The 15798-nt window shown below is 72.0% G+C and carries 15 protein-coding genes; 11 read left to right on the forward strand and 4 right to left on the reverse strand.

Annotation, left to right across the window (positions count from 1 at the left end; translation table 11 throughout):
• The first annotated feature begins 162 nt into the window (after positions 1–162).
• The 5 genes from FF36_RS39900 (at position 163) to FF36_RS08880 (ending at position 5070) form a co-directional block, all read left to right on the forward strand.
• Positions 163–297, forward strand: coding sequence for a hypothetical protein (locus tag FF36_RS39900; RefSeq protein WP_255355756.1), 135 nt, complete (start codon positions 163–165; stop codon positions 295–297).
• On the forward strand, positions 294–2159 hold the full coding sequence (locus FF36_RS08865; RefSeq protein ID WP_044884540.1) for an asparagine synthase-related protein: 1866 nt from the start codon (positions 294–296) through the stop codon (positions 2157–2159). Before FF36_RS39900 ends, FF36_RS08865 begins: the two co-directional genes overlap by 4 nt.
• A gap of 84 nt (positions 2160–2243) precedes the next feature.
• Positions 2244–2576 carry a lasso peptide biosynthesis PqqD family chaperone gene (locus FF36_RS08870; protein ID WP_044884541.1) on the forward strand — a complete coding sequence of 111 codons (333 nt, stop codon included), beginning with the start codon at positions 2244–2246 and terminating at the stop codon, positions 2574–2576.
• 8 nt (positions 2577–2584) lie between these two features.
• Positions 2585–3007 carry a lasso peptide biosynthesis B2 protein gene (locus FF36_RS08875; protein ID WP_082121783.1) on the forward strand — a complete coding sequence of 141 codons (423 nt, stop codon included), beginning with the start codon at positions 2585–2587 and terminating at the stop codon, positions 3005–3007.
• Positions 3001–5070, forward strand: a complete 2070-nt coding sequence (locus FF36_RS08880; protein WP_044884506.1) for an ABC transporter ATP-binding protein — start codon at positions 3001–3003, stop codon at positions 5068–5070. Before FF36_RS08875 ends, FF36_RS08880 begins: the two co-directional genes overlap by 7 nt.
• A gap of 66 nt (positions 5071–5136) precedes the next feature.
• On the opposite strand, the gene FF36_RS08885 is transcribed toward FF36_RS08880, so the two are convergent.
• Positions 5137–6615, reverse strand: coding sequence for an acyl-CoA synthetase (locus FF36_RS08885; RefSeq protein WP_044884542.1), 1479 nt, complete (start codon positions 6613–6615; stop codon positions 5137–5139).
• Between the two features lie 410 nt (positions 6616–7025).
• On the opposite strand from FF36_RS08885, the gene FF36_RS08890 reads away from it, so the two are divergent.
• A complete protein-coding gene (locus FF36_RS08890; RefSeq protein WP_044884507.1) occupies positions 7026–8477 on the forward strand; it encodes a bifunctional cobalt-precorrin-7 (C(5))-methyltransferase/cobalt-precorrin-6B (C(15))-methyltransferase in 1452 nt (483 codons plus the stop codon).
• Here the strand turns inward: FF36_RS08890 and FF36_RS08895 are convergent, their stop codons facing one another.
• Entirely contained in the window at positions 8478–9284 is an 807-nt protein-coding gene (locus tag FF36_RS08895; RefSeq protein ID WP_242418577.1) for a FadR/GntR family transcriptional regulator, read from the reverse strand.
• A gap of 421 nt (positions 9285–9705) precedes the next feature.
• On the opposite strand from FF36_RS08895, the gene FF36_RS08900 reads away from it, so the two are divergent.
• From FF36_RS08900 to FF36_RS08920, 5 genes are all read left to right on the forward strand, one after another.
• Positions 9706–10305: a sulfite oxidase-like oxidoreductase gene (locus FF36_RS08900; RefSeq protein ID WP_044884508.1), complete on the forward strand. Its 600-nt coding sequence runs from the start codon at positions 9706–9708 to the stop codon at positions 10303–10305.
• Positions 10306–10379: 74 nt separating this feature from the next.
• The gene (locus FF36_RS08905; RefSeq protein WP_082121778.1) at positions 10380–11156 is read left to right on the forward strand and encodes a ferredoxin reductase; all 777 of its coding nucleotides are present in this window, start codon (positions 10380–10382) and stop codon (positions 11154–11156) included.
• A gap of 747 nt (positions 11157–11903) precedes the next feature.
• Positions 11904–12515 (forward strand): polysaccharide deacetylase family protein, encoded by a 612-nt coding sequence (locus FF36_RS08910; RefSeq protein ID WP_236705396.1) that lies wholly within the window; start codon positions 11904–11906, stop codon positions 12513–12515.
• A 119-nt stretch (positions 12516–12634) separates the two neighbouring features.
• Entirely contained in the window at positions 12635–13345 is a 711-nt protein-coding gene (locus FF36_RS08915; protein ID WP_044884509.1) for a hypothetical protein, read from the forward strand.
• Between the two features lie 86 nt (positions 13346–13431).
• Positions 13432–14052, forward strand: a complete 621-nt coding sequence (locus FF36_RS08920; RefSeq protein WP_236705395.1) for an NUDIX hydrolase — start codon at positions 13432–13434, stop codon at positions 14050–14052.
• A gap of 64 nt (positions 14053–14116) precedes the next feature.
• On the opposite strand, the gene FF36_RS08925 is transcribed toward FF36_RS08920, so the two are convergent.
• Together FF36_RS08925 and FF36_RS08930 are read right to left on the reverse strand one after the other, a co-directional pair.
• Positions 14117–15022: a 5-oxoprolinase subunit C family protein gene (locus FF36_RS08925; RefSeq protein WP_082121780.1), complete on the reverse strand. Its 906-nt coding sequence runs from the start codon at positions 15020–15022 to the stop codon at positions 14117–14119.
• Positions 15019–15798, reverse strand: a complete 780-nt coding sequence (locus FF36_RS08930; RefSeq protein WP_044884510.1) for a 5-oxoprolinase subunit B family protein — start codon at positions 15796–15798, stop codon at positions 15019–15021. Before FF36_RS08930 ends, FF36_RS08925 begins: the two co-directional genes overlap by 4 nt.

The raw sequence follows: 15798 nt of genomic DNA on the forward strand, positions 1-15798 counted from the left end.
GCGTGGGACCGCTCCGTCCGGTCCGCTGATCTGCGGTAGCGCTCGCAGGAGCGGGGCCGGCCCATCCGCCGGGAGGCGGGACACCTTTTGGATGCCGACCGTCGCGCGGCGGACTTTGCCTTCTGCCCGCCACGCGGAGGAACGCGAACAGGGAGGGCACCCATGACGGCGACCTGTCCCAGCGCCTGGCGGCGGCCGGTTGATCTGCGGCAGCGGCCCCGGGCCGGGAGCGCGATCGCGCCGGTGGCGGATTCGATGCTGGCGGGCTTCTCCACTGAGCCCCTGGGGCTGTGGTGACCACGCCCATCACGGCTCGGCGGCCGGGCCACGACGCCCGGCTCGCGTCACCCCGGCCGAGCTGCTGGTTTGTCGCCCTGTCGGACCGGGATCCGGTGGTGCTGCCTGCCGCGGTCCGTCGGGTGCTGCGATACCCCTCGGGGCGGCCGTGGCTCGTCGGCGACTGGCCGGACGACGCGATGGTCAGCGCGGCGACCCATCGTGCCCGGATAGCACTGGTCGGCCGAGTCGAGGCGAATTCCAGCCAGCTCCTACGCCTGCTGATGGCCGCCCGGGATGTGCATTCCCTCGACGTCGCGCGCGCCGTGGCCGGGGACTACCACGTCATCGCCGAGATCAACGGGCAGTGCAGGCTCCAGGGCAGCCCGACCGGCACGCGGCGGATCTTCACCGCGTTGTCCGGGGGGCAGCACGTCGCCGCGGACCGCGCCGACGTCCTGGCCGAGCTGGCCGGCAGTGAGCTGGACCGCACGGCGCTGGCCCTGTCGCTGCTTGATCCATTCCCGCCATATCCGCTTGACGACCTCGTCCCGTGGGAGTCGGTCGAGACCGTGCCACCCGACCACTACCTGTTCCTGGATCGTGATGGACGGGTCGAGCGGATGCGCTGGTGGCGGCAGCCGGCGTCGGTGCGTTCGCGGGCCGAGGGCGCGCCGATCCTGCGAGCGGCCCTCGCCGAGGCGGTGTCCGTGCGGGTGGCAGCGGGACGCACCGTCAGCGCCGACCTGTCCGGCGGGCTGGCTTCGACCGCCGTGTGCTGCCTGGCGGCCCGCGGCCCCGCCGACATCGTCGCGGTCACCCGGATCGCCCAGGACCCCGATGGCAACGATGCACGCTGGTCAGCCGACGCGGCGGTCTCGCTGCCTGGTGTCGCTCGGGAGATTCTGCCCGCAAGCGAGCTCCCGCTTGTCTTCGACGGCATCGCCTCCGCCGATGAGGCGCTCGACCGTCCCTTCGTCGGCCTCGTGGATCGGGCGAGGATGCGGGCGGGCCTCGACCGCGTCGCTCTCTACGGTCCTCGCCTGCACCTGACCGGCTTCGGCGGTGAGCAGGTCGCGCAGGGGGCGCCGAACTACCTGTCTCGACTGGCTCGCCGACGGCCCTGGACCACGTTGCAGCACCTGCGCGGCTTCCGTGCCCGGGAGGGCTGGCCGTGGGCCGCGAGCCTGCGGATGATGCGCCGTCGGGACTACCGCGACTGCCTGTTCGACCTGGCCCGGGCCCTCGACCAGGCTCCGCTCGGGGGAGGCCCCGCGCGGCCCGAGTCCCCCCATGCGGCGGCGGCCCTGGACTGGACGCTGCCGCCGATCGTCCCGGGCTGGCTGACCCGCGCCGCCCTGAGGCTCATCGCCGAGGCCGTCGCCGACGTGGCTCGCCGAGACGCCCCCCTGGCGCCGACGCGGGACGGACACGCCGACCTGTTCGCGATCCGGGCCGCCGCGTCCGCCTTCCGGCTGTTCGATCAGATGGCCAGCCCGGTCGGCCCGCCGCTGAGCGCGCCGTTTCTCGACGACCGGGTCGTCCGCGCCGCGCTCGCCGTCCGGGCGGAGGAGCGCGCCTCTCCCTGGGAAAACGAGCCGCTGCTCAAGGAGGCGATGCGGCAGGTGGTACCGGCGAACTGCCTGCTTCAAAAGATCTCTGGCGGCGCCGACGCCGAGCAGGGCCGGGGGTTGCCTGCGAATCGTGGCGTTCTGGTCGGGCTGTGCGAGGACTCGCCGCTGGCCGACCTCGGACTCATCGAGCCGGAGGCGCTCCGGGAGGCGTGCCGGCAAGGGGCCGCGACGGACCGCCGGCTCCAGGCCCTCCGACCGACCTTCGCGGCCGACGCGTGGCTACGTACCCTCGCCGGCCGCTGCGGCTGAGCGCAGGCGGGTCGCGGGCGCCCCGGCGCCGGCACGGATGGCCTGGGAGATCTGCCGAAGATCGACGGACCAGCGGGAGTGGACATGGTGATGTTGCGATCCGACGTGGTGCGGGCGCCGACCGAGTACGGTGCCGTGCTTCTGCACACCGAAGACGGGCGGTACTGGACGCTCAACCCCTCGGGTGATCTGGTTCTCCGCGTCCTGTTGGACGGGGGAGACGTCGCCGCCGCCGTGCGGGAGCTGTGCACGACCGTAGAGGTCGATCCGCAGGTCGCGCGCCGCGATGTCGAGGGTCTGCTGGCCCAGCTCGCCGACGTCGGCCTGATCGAGCCGGAGTCCGAGGCTCGCTGGTCGCCCGAGGTCGAGGCGGGATGCCCCGGCAACGATGCGGGCAGGCCGGAGGCACGGCGGTGACGGCGCCGATGGTGGTCGAACGATCGGAGATCGCACTGCGCCCCGGGCGTCGACTGGGGGCGATGGCCGCGGTCGGGGCGGCACGGCTGCTCGCTACTCAGTCGCCGGCACGCATCCGTCGGGTGCTGGGCCGGCTTGGCGAGGGCGCTCGGCCGGCGGACTACGCCAGCGCGCTCGCCGCACGCCAGGCGGTGATGGCCGTGAGCCTCACCTGTCGGGAGGAACGAGGCTGCGTTCCCCGTTCGATCGCCACCACCCTGCTGTGCCGGATGACAGGCAGCGTGCCGACCTGGTGCGTCGGGGTGCGAACCGTCGCGCCGTTCGCCGCGCATGCGTGGGTCGAAGCGGACGGTGTGATCGTCGGTGAGTCGGTGCCGCCCGGATACCTGCGTGCGCTGCTCGCCGTCGGGCCGGGGACCGAACCGTGGTGAGGGGGCTGGCCGAGCTCTGGGCGTTGTTGCGTGGGCACGGACGGCCCGTGGTGATCGCCACGGTGCTGACCGTGATCGGTACCGGCGTCGGAGTGCTCCAACCACTGCTCGTGATGAGGGTGATCGACGCCGCGCAGGCCGGTGGTATCCCGTTGTGGCTGGTCGGGTCGCTTCTGGGTCTGTTCGTCTGCCAGGCGATCATTGACACCGTCGGGCACTACCTGCTGGAACGAGCCGGTCAGGGGATCCTGCTCGGCCTGCGCCGACGGCTGATCGGCCATCTGCTGGCGCTGCGGGTGCAGATCTTCGACACCCGTCGGATCGGGGACCTCATCTCGCGGGCGAACACGGACACCACTGTGGTTCGGGAGGCGGTGGCCTACAGCTTCACCTCGCTCGTCACCAGCCTGATCGGGGTGGCCGGCGCCGTCGCCCTGATGGTGTGGCTTAATCCGTGGCTGTTCCTGCTCGTCCTCGCAGTGGTCGCGGTGGCCGGGGTGGTGGTCCTCGGTGCGCTGTCTCGCATCCGAGCGGTGTCCGAGCGTGGGCAGGCGAGCGTGGGAGGCATGACCGCGGACCTGGAACGGGCCTTGGTCGCGATCCGTACCGTGCGGGCGAACCGGGCCGAGGCCCGCGAGGCCGAGCGAATAGGCGATCACGCCTCCGCCGCTTACCAGGCAGGTATCCGCATGGCAAAGCTGGACTCGATCATTGCGCCCGCCATGCAACTGGCCGTGCAGGGCAGCGTCCTGGCCGTCCTGCTGGCCGGTGGGGTGCTGGTGGCTCGGGGCTCGGTCTCGCTCGGCAGCCTCGTCGCCTTCCTCCTCTACGCGACCTACCTGGTCATGCCGTTGTCTCAGCTCATCGAATCCGCCGCCACGATCCAGCGCGGGCTCGGGGCGCTCGCGCGGGTCAACGCCGTGTTCGCACTGCCGCGGGAGGACGACGACACCGTGTTGCGCGGTCCGCTGCGCACGATCGCGACCGCCTGGCCCGCCGGGTTGACACCGCCCGCCGTGGCCCTGCTCGCGCAGGGGGCGTCGGGGCAGGCTCAGGTCACGTGCTGCCCCTCGCCGGAGCAGGCGGCCGGAGCGGCTGGAGGGTCTGGAACGGCTGGAGGGGCTGGAGGGGAACGGCCCGCGGTGGCCGCAGCGCGGGGGACGGTGGGTGAGGGCGACCGGGCGGCGGCGATCGAGCTGCGAGAGGTGCATTTTGCCTACACCACGACGCCGGTGCTGCGTGGAGTGTCGTTCCAGGTGCCCCGGCGGGGCCACGTCGCGCTGGTCGGAGCCTCGGGAGCTGGCAAGTCGACCGTTCTCGAACTCGTGGAGCGGTTCTACGATCCGGACGAGGGGCAGATCCTTTTCGCGGGCCGAAATGTCCGTTCCATCTCCCGCAGCAGTGCCCGGACCTGGGTGAACCTGGTTGAACAGAACACGCCGGTGCTGCACGGCACCCTGCGGGACAACATCGTTTACGCGATGCCGGACGCGGCCGAGGACGAGATTGCGCAGGTGGTGGCGACGGCTGGATTGAGGGACCTCGTCAACCGGCTGCCTGATGGGCTGCACACCGCGGTAGGCGATCACGGCGTGCTGCTCTCCGGCGGCGAGCGGCAGCGGGTGGCGATCGCCCGTGCGCTGCTGCCGAACCCCGCCGTACTGCTGTTGGACGAGCCGACCTCGCAGCTCGATGCCGTCAACGAGCGTGTGCTGACCCAGGCGATGCGCCGGATCGCCGCCGAGCGCGCCCTGCTCGTCATCGCGCACCGCATCTCGACGGTCCGGGCGGCCGACCGCATCATCGTGCTGGACGAGGGCCGGGTGATCGCGGAGGGCACCCACGACGAGCTGATGGCGACCAGTGCGTTCTATCGGGGGCTCGCCACAGCCCCGCCGGCGCGGCCTGCGGGAGCGGCGGGAGACCGGACCGCGCGCGACGAGCAGCGGCGGCCGCCGGCAGGTCCGTTCGGACCGCCGCCGACGGAAGGCGGTGACAGCCACCCGGGGTCACTCAGTCCGCTGGGGCGCCGTCGGGCAGGGCGTCGTGCCGTCGTGGGGTGAACGGGCCGGGCATCCCTCCTCGGAACCCCGTCCCTGCTCCACCCGGCCTCGATCTCACCAGTGCCGCTATCGCGCCGCCGGAGGGGCCAGGGCGGACTTGCGGACCTTGCCCATGGGATTGCGAGGTAGCTCGGTGACGAAGTGGATCTCTCGAGGCCGCTTGTGGACGGACAGTTCCCGGGCCACGAAGTCGGTGAGGTCTCCGGCCGCAGACCTGCTGCTCCTCCCGCCATCGAGCAGATCGGGGGCGACAACGAAGGCGGCGATCCGCTGGCCGAGATCGTCGTCGGGGAGGCCGATGACGGCGGCCTCCCGCACCTCCGGATGGGCCAGGAGCGCCGCCTCCACCTCACCCGCGCCTATGCGATATCCCCCGGACTTGATGAGGTCGGTCGACCGCCGTCCGACGATCCGGTGGTGCCCGTCCGGCGCGATCACCGCAGCGTCACCGGTACGGAACCAGCCATCGGTCGTGAAGGTGTCGGCGGTGACCTCCGGGCTGCCCAGGTAGCCCCCGTACAGGGTCGGCCCCTGGACCTGCAACTCGCCGATGCTCTGCCCGTCGGCCGGCAGCGGAGCGCCGGTCTCGTCGTCGACGAGCCTGGTGCGTACGTCCTTCAGCGGCGGGCCTACCCAGCCGGCGCGGCGCTCGCCATCGGCGCGGCTGCTCGTCGTGATCAGCGTCTCGGTCATCCCGTATCGCTCTATGGGTGCCAGGCCGGTGAGCGTGGCGAGCCGATTCAGAATCGGCGTCGGCAGGGGTGCACTGCCGGAGACGAGCAGCCGAGCCGTGGCCAGGGCCCGGGCGCTGACCGGGTCGTCGCAGACCCGGGACCAGACGGTCGGCACGCCGAAGTACAGGCTGCCACCGGCCGCCGCATACGCGGTCGGTGTCGGCCGGACGGTGTGGACCAGTCGGCTGCCGACCCGCAGCGCGCCGAGAACACCCAGGACGAGTCCGTGCACGTGGAACAGCGGCAGCCCGTGCACGAGGGTGTCTTCCGGGGTCCAGGCCCATGCCTCGGCGAGGGCGTCGAGGTCGGCGGCGATGGCCGCGGCGGGCACCATCACGCCTTTGGGTGCTCCGGTCGTGCCGGAGGTGTACAGGATGAGCGCGGGCGGGGCGGTCGTGATCCCGACCGGTTCATCGACGCTCGCTGCGCTCGCGGGCGCCCTGTTCGTGGCGGACGGCAACGCCGTGCGGGCGGTGGGATCGACAGGCACCACCGGGATTGCCAGGTCGTCCCAGTCCGGGCTGCCGAGCAGCAGCTCGGCGCGCGAGTCCCGCAGGATGTGGCCGCGCTCCCGCGGCCCGGAATCCGGTGGCACCGGGACCGCGGGCACCCCGGCGAGCAGACATCCGACGACGGACACGACAGTGGCCATCGAGGCCTCGGCGTGCACCGCGACGGTCCCGGCTCCCGCGACGCGACCGGCGACGGTCGCTGCGGCCCCCAGCAGCTCGGCCCGGGAGAGGACCACATCCCCGACCTGCACGGCAGGAGCATCGTGATCGACGTCCAGGGGTGGGAACAGCAGCGTCACGTCCGGATCCTCTCGCCGCATCGGGAACCGCAGTCCGCGTCTCAGAGCTGTGGACATTTGGAGCTGTGGACATTCAGAGCTGTGGGCATTCAGGGCTGCGGGCATCTCTGGGGCTGTGGGCATGGTCCCGGCGGCTTACCGCGACGGCCACCCCCCACGACGGTACGGGCTGTCGCGGTGGCGGAGCCCACGGTTTGTCAGACCTGGAGGCCGGGCCGCAGCCGGTGCTGATCCGGCACACGCAGCCGGCTTCGTGGTCCGGTCGACCCGTGGGCCTGTGGTCCGGCGCGGGACTACGCTGGCGTGCTGTGTCAGATCCAGCGTCGGTGTCGGGTTCGGTGTCGGGTCTGGTGTCGGAGTCCGAGCCCTCGTCCGACCCGAGGTCCGCGGATCCGTGTGTATCAGCGCGGGTGACCGTCGTCGGTGTGGGCGCGGACGGCTGGACCGGCCTGTCCACGGCGGCGCGTGACGCCGTCCGCTGCGCCGACGTTCTGCTAGGGGCGCAGCGACAGCTCGATCTCATCCCGGAACGGGCCGGTGGGCACCGGATCACCGCGCGCAGGGTGACCTGGCCGTCGCCGCTGCTGCCAGCCCTCGCCGACCTGCTCGCGGAGCACGGCATACCGGTGGCCGGGACGAGCGGCGTCGACGCAGACACGGGCGCACAGCCCGGCGGCGATCCCCGGCGTCCCGCGGCGCGAAGCTCGAACCCTGTCGGCGACGTCTGCGTCCTCGCCAGTGGCGATCCGATGTTCCACGGGATCGGCACCACGCTCGTTCGCCTGCTCGGGGCGGATCGGGTACGGGTGTTCACCCATCCCTCGTCGGTGTCCCTGGCCTGCGCCCGTCTGGGTTGGGCCATGGACGGGGTCGACGTCGTGAGCGCGGTGGGCCGCCCGTTGGCTCAGGTACACGCCGCGCTCGCGCCGCATCGCCGACTACTGGTTCTCAGCGCTGACGGGACCACGCCCCTCGCGCTCGCTGATCTGCTGGTCGACCGCGGCTACGGCGCGAGCCCGATGACGGTGCTGGAACGGCTCGGTGCGGCCGACGAGGCTCAGCAGCGGGCGACCGCCCATGAATGGGCGGTCGCGTCTGCCGTCTGGCGCGACGCCGCCTCTTCCCACCAAGGCAGCACGGTAGGCAGCCCACTAGGCAGCAGGGACGACAGCCCGCCGGGGCCGAGCAGCGAGCCGACGGTGCGGGCACTGCGCCCCCCGGCCGACCTCAACGTGGCCGCCGTCGAGCCGTGCCCCGGGCCCGGGGCCGCCCACCGGCCGCGCTCACCCGGGTTGCCCGACGACGCGTTCGAGCACGATGGTCAGATCACCAAACGTGAAATCCGGGCGGTCACCCTGGCCAGGCTCGGTCCTGTTCCCGGCGAGCTGCTGTGGGACGTGGGGGCGGGCTCCGGCAGCATCGCCATCGAGTGGATGCGCGCCCATGCCACCTGCCGGGCGATCGCCATCGAGCCCCGCGTCGATCGAGCGGAGCGTATCCGTCGTAATGCCACGAGTCTGGGAGTGCCCGGGCTGCAGGTCGTCGCGGGCCGGGCCCCGCAGGTCCTGGCGGGGCTGCCGGCACCCGATGCGGTCTTCGTCGGTGGCGGTGTCACGGCTGTTGGGCTGCTCGAAGCCTGCTGGGCGGCGCTGCGAGGCCGCGGCCGGCTCGTCGTCAACGCGGTGACCCTCGAGTCCGAGGCGGTGCTCGCGGCCTGGTACGCACGGCGGGGCGGGGACCTGATCCGTCTGTCGGTAAGCCGAGCGTCACCGGTCGGTGGCTTCACCGGGTGGCGCTCGGCCATGCCGGTCACCCAGTGGACGGTCTGGCCGGGTGACCACGCCGCGGACAGCGGCTGCTGATCAGCCGAGCAGATCCAGGACGCAGCGGTCGGCCGGCCCTCCCGGTATCGCGTGATCGGGTGCAGCCAGGTGCAGCCGCCAGTGGCGGTCGGCGCCCGCCGCATCGCCGATCTCGACGAGGTCGACAAGTGTGGCGTGGATCTGCCGGGTGGCATCGACGCTCAGCCGATTGTCGGTCGCCCGGTCGACGGCCGCCGTCGGCGCGGGCGATGCGTCGGGACTCGCGCCGACGGCCGCGTGCCCGTGCTGGGCGTTGGTCAACTCGACGAGATGTTGCAGCATGCCGGTGACCACGGACAGGGACTTGTTGCCGGTGAGCTCGACCACGGCCAGGTGAAAGGCAGCCTGCGCCGCCGCGAGCGCGGCCGGATCGTCGGCGACCTCGTCGGCCTCGGCGAGGATGCCGCGCAGGACCGACACGTCTGCCGGACTGTGCCGCTCGGCGAGCAGCGCCGCGCACGGTGGCTCGATGACGGCGCTGGCCTGATGAACGTCGCCCAGGGTGGCGCCGCGATGTTCGAGGACGAGGCCGGCATAGCGGGCGGCAACCGTTGGACTCGGGAGGTGAACCCGTGCCCCGCCATGGGCCCCGCGGCGCACCGAGATCAGCGCCTCCGCCTCGAGGACCCGAAAGGCCTCGCGCAGGGTGGGCCGGGAGACGCCGAACTGCGTCATCAGGGTGGGTTCGGGGGGAAGCGCATCACCCTCGGTGAGTTCGCCGCGGATGATCCTCCGTCGTAGTTGGCTGGCAACCAGCTCCGCGGTCTTGGGGACACGGACCCGCCGGCCCACCGGTGCCGCGCTCACCGGGACCGAACCGGTGGGCGGAGGAACTCGCGCGATCGGATCGTCGTCGGCCGGGCGGGAGCCCGGTGGCTCGGTCGCCGCCTGGCCGCCGACCGGTGCGGATGGTGCCTGCGATGAGNCTGGGCGGGATGCCGCCGGGGCGGCTGGCCGGGCCATGAGCGGTCCTCCTGCGAAGGCGCGCGTCGGTCGCCGATCGGTGATCGTCGAGTATCAGTGGACTGTGCGGGCTGTTTATGTTAACAGACGCCTTTCGCCCGGATTGCCGGGCGATCGCCGGCGAGGTTGTGGCTGCGGTTGTCGGAGGGACGTGTCCGGCTTCGGTCTGCAGATGGTTGCCCGGCTGCTCGAAGGTGATATCCCTCTCGCGCGGCGGTGAATACAACGAGCGCCCCGACGAGTCCGGCTGTGGTACGTGTGGTCCATGGGCATCGTCTCGCCGGGCTTTCACGGCCGCCGGCGGTCTGGTCGTCCCCGCCTTCCACCAGGTCAGTACCTGGAAAAAGGGTTCCCGGTCCTCTCCGCGGGGCCGACTCCGCGGGTGGCGCGCGACCAGTGGGAGTTCGTGATCACCAACGAGGTCGGACGCCGGTATTGCTGGAGCTGGCCGGAGTTTCTGGCCCTGCCGAGCGAGACGCCGACGGTCGACATCCACTGTGTCACCCAGTGGTCCAAGCTGGACACGGTGTGGCAGGGCGTCTCGCTGGACGTGTTGCTCGCCGATGTCGAGACCTCGGCGGACTTCGCCGTCGCCTACTCCTACGGTGGCTACACCACCAATCTGCCGCTCGACGATCTGTTGGACGGGCGGGCCTGGATCGTCCATCGCTGTGATGGCGACGACCTGGCCCCCGAGCATGGTGGCCCGGCTCGCCTGCTCGTGCCCCACCTGTATTTCTGGAAGTCCGCCAAGTGGGTCCGCGGCATCCGTCTCCTGCCCGAGGACGAGCCGGGCTTCTGGGAGGCCGCCGGATATCACGAGCGCGGTGATCCCTGGCTCGAACAGAGGTACCGCGGCGACTGACGGATCTGCGGGGGATCGGTCGTCCCGGTGACGGTCGACGGGGGTAGCGCAGGGCAGAAAGGCGGGATGGGGATGTGACGGGGCCGTTGCGGGAGCCGGCGGGTCGGCCGACGGCGGCTGGCCGGATACCCTGGCGCGTCGCCCGCCTGGTCGAGGTACGCGACGAGACGCCGAGCGCGCGGACTCTCGTGCTCGAGGTGCCGCAGTGGCCGGGGCATCTCGCCGGTCAACGGGTTGATGTGCGCCTCACCGCTGAGGACGGCTACACCGCGCGCCGTAGCTACTCGCTGGCGGCTCCCACCGACGGTTCGCGCGTCGTCCTCACAGTTCAGCGGGTCGCGGATGGCGAGGTCTCGCCGTACCTCACGCAGGTTTTCGCCGTCGGCGACCCGGTGGAGATCCGCGGCCCGATCGGCGGCTGGTTCGTCTGGCGTCCGCAGGACCGAGATCCGGTGCTCCTCGTCGCCGGCGGCTCGGGCATCGTTCCCCTGATGGCCATGGTGCGGGCTCGCGCCGCCGCGGCGAGCCGGGCGCCGTTCCGGCTGGCGTACTCGGTGCGCACGCCGGGCGACGCCTACTACTCGGAGGAACTGCGTCACCGCGCCCGAGCCGACCCGGGCCTCGACCTCACGCGGGTCTACACGAGGGCGACGCCGCCGGACTGGCCGAACCCGCCGCATCGCCTCGGTCTCGCCGAGCTGTCCGCGGTCGCGTGGCCCGCCGCGTTCGCGCCGACGTGCTACGTCTGCGGGCCGAACGGCTTCGTCGAGTCCGTCGCGGACATGCTCGTCGCACTCGGCCATGACCCGGCTCGAGTCAGGACCGAACGATTCGGCCCGAGCGGGCGCTGAGGCCGGCCGCAACCCGCTGACGGCCGTGGCGCCGGTCCACCTGGTCGCGTCCGGCGCATCGCGGTACCACGACTGCCGCGGCAGAGGCCGGGGTTCGGCGTCGTTACGCCCGGCGACAGGGAGGCGTCACCCGCCACCGGGCCGGTGCAAATGTGTACCCGGCGAAGTAATTTCCTGACGCTGGGCACCAGTATCTGGGAATATCGTCAGGGATCTGCCTGATTGTGGGGTCCGTCTTGCTTTAGGTACGCGATTCCGTCGTATGGTCTATCGGCATCCCACTGGCCTCATCGGGGTGGGCCGGTTGGCGGCGTTGGCCACTCCGGCTCACGGAGGTGCCCTCGCCGGGCGGATGCGTGGACCACCGGGCAGAGCGGGGGAGCGGTGAGATGAGCGGCAATGCCAGGTGCGATGTGGGGACACCGGATGAGTAGCGGCGACCACGGTCCTGGGTCGTCTGACGGCGAGCCGACGGCGGGCATCCGGACCGGAGCCGACCGCTCGGAGCCGCGTGTCTCCCGTCGACGACTGTTCGCCTGGTCGGCTTCGAGCGCGGCGGGCATCGTGCTGCTCACCGCAGCCGAGCCGGCGCAAGCGGTCGGGGGAGCGTCCCGAGCGGGCCAAGGTGCCGTTCGCCCCGCAGGCCAGCAGACTGCCGGCGGCTCCGGCGCCGCACGCGGATCGGGAATGGCCGGGGGTCCCACTGGTCCCGCTGGCACCGCTGGCACCACAGTCACCCCCCCGGCGGTGGCGGCTTCGAAGGCGCCCGCCTACCGCATCCACGACCTGCGGCCGGATGCGCCGACGGATTCCGTAGCGCTGACTATCGACGATGGTCCGCATCCGGTGTGGACCCCCCGGATCCTCGATGTCCTGCGCCTCAACCGGGTCTCGGCCACCTTCTCGGTGGTGGGCGCGCAGGCGGTGGCGAACCCGGAGCTGGTGCGTCGTATCGTCGCGGAAGGCCATTCGCTGTGTAACCACTCGATGACCCATCCGCAGCCGTTCAGTCGCCGCACACCGGATCAGATCCGTATCGAGATGACCCGTGCCCAGTCGGCGATAGTCGACGCGGGCGCTGAGCCACCTCGGCTGTTTCGCGCGCCGGGGGGAGACTGGTCCCCGGCCGTCCTCGCGGCTGCGGCCGGCCTGGGCATGACCTCCCTGGGCTGGGACGTGGATCCCCGGGACTGGGCGCGTCCGGGAACCGCGTCCATCCGACAGTCCCTGGGCAGCGCCCGTCCCGGCGACATCCTGCTCTGCCACGACGGCGGCGGAAACCGCGCGCAGACCGTGGCGGCCCTGCGACGGGTGCTGCCCCTGCTACGGGCGCGGGGGCTCTCCTTCGTTCCACTTTGACCGGCCGTCGGCCGTCGGCCGCCCGGTCGGCCAGTGCTCCGCAGGGCGCTGACCAGGTGGTTCGGTGACCATCTTCCGGGGCACCCTCCCTGCTGTAGGGCGAGGAGAGGGAGCAACCGATGGCTGACGTCGTCAACGCGGACGCCCGCGGGCTGGGCGCCTGGCACATCCCCCGCAGCCGTGGCGCTGTCACCGGCCTGCTGCTGATGCTCCTGGGTATCTGGGGGGCGCTCATTCCCTTTGTCGGCCCTTACTTTGATTTCGCGTTCACCCAGGATGACGCCTGGACCTGGACCTCCGCGCGGTTCTGGCTCGAGGTACTGCCGGGCATCGCGGCGTTCGTCGGCGGTCTGTTGCTGCTGGCGAGTACCAACAGGGGAACCGCTGCGCTCGGAGCCTGGCTGGCGATCGCCGCCGGAGCCTGGTTCATCATCGGTCCAACCCTTGCGGGACCGTGGCACCTCGGTTCGATCGGGGCGCCTCTCGGCGGGTCCGTGCGGCAGGCTGTCGAGTGGATCAGCTTCTTCTACGGACTGGGCGCCGTAATCCTCTTCCTGGGCTCGACGGCCTGGGGCAGGTTGAGCGTCCGCGGAGTCCGTGATGTCGCCGCGGCCCGTCGGCGCCGCGAGCGCACGACACTGCGCTCGCGTGGCGCCCGCGAGGAGACGCTGGCGCCGCCCGTGTCTGAGCCGCAGGTGTACCCGAGTGACCGTCCGTCAGCTCCCGCGTCCGGGGAAGGAACGCCGGCCGGGGTCGACTCGGCGGGATCGGCCCTTCCGGCGGGCGGACACACTGCCCTTGGGCGCCGTCGACGCCGCGACCACAGCTGAGGCGAGCGATCCGCGCCGGCGCCTCGCGTCGCCGCGGGAACGTCGTCCGGCGCCACGTCGGCACGCGTGCTGGTATGCATGTCAAGGTGACCCGTGACGACATGGTCGACCTGCGAACCAGGGCGACGGCGGCGCTGGCCGGCTTCCCGCGGCAGGGACTGCCTGCCGCGGGGCGCCGCCTCGCCGCCGTCGCGGTGGCTCTCGGCGAGGACGCGCAGGGCCGACCCAGCTTTCTGCTCACCCGCCGGGCCGCCCGCATGCGGACGCACGCGGGGCAGTGGGCGTTGCCCGGCGGTCGGGCGGAGGACGGCGAGGATGCCGCAACCGCCGCACTCCGCGAGCTCGCCGAGGAGGTCGGTGTCGAGCTACCGGCAGAGGAGGTTCTCGGCACCCTCGACGACTACGCGACCCGATCCGGTTTCGTGATGACCCCGGTGGTGCTCTGGGCGGGTTCGAGGTTGCAGGTCACCAGCCCGGAGGCTCGAGAGGTCGCCTCGGTCCACGTCGTACCGCTCGACGAGCTGGACGTGCGGCCGCGCTTTCTCACCATTCCCGAATCCGACCGGCCCGTCATTCAGCTTCCGTTGCTCGGCAGCCTCATCCACGCCCCGACGGGCGCCATCCTCTACCAGTTCGCCGAGCTGGTGCTGCGCGGCCGGCATACCCGGGTCGCCGAGTTCGAACAGCCTGTCTTCGCCTGGCGCTGACCTACCCCGTGAGATTCCGGGTTCCGGACGATGCTCATCCCAGGCAGGTCCTGATCCAGCGAGGTCAGTGGGCGGGCAGGCCGTTCACGGCCCTGCGGGCGGGTCGGAATCGAAGGCGCTGACCGGGCCGGCACTGCGCGGCCAGCGGAAGATCCTCCGCTACGACGACGCCCAGGACGGGGTAACCGCCCGTGACGGGATGATCGGCGAGAAAGATCACCGGCTGGCCGCTCGGGGGAATCTGAATGCCGCCGGCGACGACCGCCTCGGAGGGCAGCTCGGCGGTGATGCGCCGATGCATCGCGGGACCGCGTAGCCGGACACCGACGCGATCGCTGTCGGTCGTGACTTCGTAGGTCTTCGTCCACAACGTCGAAACCGCCTCCGTGGCGAACCAGTCTGCACGCGGACCGGACAGCACCTGAAGCTCGGGCTCGTCGACGTAGCGGGCATGCGGCGCGAGATCGACCGTCGGTGGATCGGACTTCTCCCGGCCGAGCGGAAGGCGAGCACCGGCCACCAGTGGTTCGGGCCCGATGCCGGCGAGGGTGTCTCGGGACCTGGAGCCCAGCACGGCCGGTACGTCCACGCCACCGCGGATTCCCAGATACGTGCGCACGCCCCGGGCGGGGGTGCCGACCCGAAGCAGCGCGCCCGCCTGCACGTCGACCGGCGCGTACATCCCGATCTCCCGGCCCGAGAGCTCGAGCGGGCAGGGCGCGCCGGTGACGGCGATCATTCCGGGGTGGGTGAATCGGGCGATCAGCCCACCATAGGTGAGTTCGATAGCTGCCGCGCCGGTCAGGTTGCCCACCAGCCGGTTCGCCAGGAGCAGGCTGGGGCGGTCGACGGCGCCGGATCGGGTGATTCCCAGGTGCGCGAGTCCGGGCCGGCCAAGGTCCTGCACGGTGGCAAGCGGCCCCGAGGCCACGATCGCGATCTCGCCGGACGGTTCCCCTGATCCCGTCACGCCCCCACCGCCTGGGCTACACCCACCGCGACGAAGCGCACCGGGGTGCCTGGTACGAGCAGAGCGGGCGGATCGCGCGTGAGGTCGAAGACGGCCAGATCCGTCTGGCCGATCAGATGCCACCCGCCGGGCGAGGCGCGGGGGTACACGCCGGAGAACTCGTCGGCGATCGCGACGGCGCCTGCCGGCACCCGCGTGCGTGGGCTGTCCCGGCGGGGAACCCGCAGGCCAGGATCCAGACCGGCGATGTAGGCAAAACCCGGCGCGAAACCGCAGAACGCAACCCGGTGTTGGCCCTGCAGGTGCCGTCCGATGATCTGTGCCGGTGTCAGCCCCGTGAGTCGCGCGAGGTCGTCCAGATCGGGCCCGTCGTAACGCACGGGAATGGTCACGGTCGCCGGTGAGTCCGCCGCCGCCGTGCCGATCGGGTTGGCGGCGGCAGGGTCTCGGCCGTCCCCGCCGGCAACCACCGCGCATGAAGCGGCCGGCGTGTCCCGACCGGGCGCGTCGGGAGCGGGCGCGTCGGGAGCGGGGGCGTCGACGGGCTGCGGCTCCCGGTCAGCCGGCGCGGGTGATAGCCCATGCAGCAGGGCCCGGAGCCGGGCTGGACCGGTGGCCGCCGGGTCGAAGGCGATGAGGACGGTACGCGCTGCGGGCACCAGGTCGGTGACCCCCGGCGGAGGGTCCCGTCGTAGCCGTCCATAGAGGTCTTCGGCCTCCCGCAGGTTCGCAACCTCGACGAGCAGTGCTTCGTCCCCGCAGGGCAGGATGCGCAT

The organism is Frankia torreyi, assembly GCF_000948395.1.
GTDB classification, from domain to species: Bacteria; Actinomycetota; Actinomycetes; order Frankiales; family Frankiaceae; genus Frankia; species Frankia torreyi.

Excerpts from the sequence above, each read along its gene's own strand:
- FF36_RS39900 (WP_255355756.1), top strand. The coding sequence starts at position 163 with ATGACGGCGACCTGTCCCAGCGCCTGGCGGCGGCCGGTTGATCTGCGG.
- FF36_RS08870 (WP_044884541.1), top strand. The coding sequence starts at position 2,244 with ATGGTGATGTTGCGATCCGACGTGGTGCGGGCGCCGACCGAGTACGGT.
- FF36_RS08875 (WP_082121783.1), top strand. The coding sequence starts at position 2,585 with ATGGTGGTCGAACGATCGGAGATCGCACTGCGCCCCGGGCGTCGACTG.
- FF36_RS08900 (WP_044884508.1), top strand. The coding sequence starts at position 9,706 with ATGGGCATCGTCTCGCCGGGCTTTCACGGCCGCCGGCGGTCTGGTCGT.
- FF36_RS08915 (WP_044884509.1), top strand. The coding sequence starts at position 12,635 with ATGGCTGACGTCGTCAACGCGGACGCCCGCGGGCTGGGCGCCTGGCAC.
- FF36_RS08930 (WP_044884510.1), bottom strand. The coding sequence starts at position 15,798 with ATGCGCATCCTGCCCTGCGGGGACGAAGCACTGCTCGTCGAGGTTGCG.